We start from the raw sequence: 303 nt of genomic DNA, 5'->3' as shown, positions 1-303 counted from the left end.
CCGCCTGCCCACCCATATCAACATCCGGGCGGCAGATACCGGCCTTGCCAAGGACAGAGTGGTGCTGCTGGAACAGATCCGCACGCTGGATAAGCACCGCCTGCGCGAGCGGGCCGGGCAGATCACGCCTGAGGATCAGCGCCGGGTGAACCAGGCACTGGATGTCAGCCTTGGGCTGGACAGCTACTGACAAACAATGAGACTGCCAAGGCCTGGCAGTCTCATTTTTTTGATGATTCCGGTTATTTTACGCTGTCCTGCGCGTCGTGGAGCAGGGCATATTCGCGGATCTTTTCCAGCGTC

The 303-nt window shown here is 59.4% G+C and carries 1 protein-coding gene; it reads left to right on the top strand.

Going from position 1 to position 303, the window contains the following annotated elements:
* Positions 1 to 190: type II toxin-antitoxin system PemK/MazF family toxin (locus P0G09_RS18415; RefSeq protein ID WP_275253395.1), on the top strand; the 190-nt coding region annotated here is incomplete at its 5' end.
* Between the last annotated feature and the right edge of the window lie 113 nt (positions 191 to 303).

Origin of the sequence: Faecalibacterium sp. DFI.5.82 (assembly GCF_029076575.1) — a bacterium.
Taxonomy (GTDB): Bacteria; Bacillota; Clostridia; order Oscillospirales; family Ruminococcaceae; genus Faecalibacterium; species Faecalibacterium duncaniae.
This window is presented reverse-complemented; position numbering and strand designations above follow the sequence as displayed.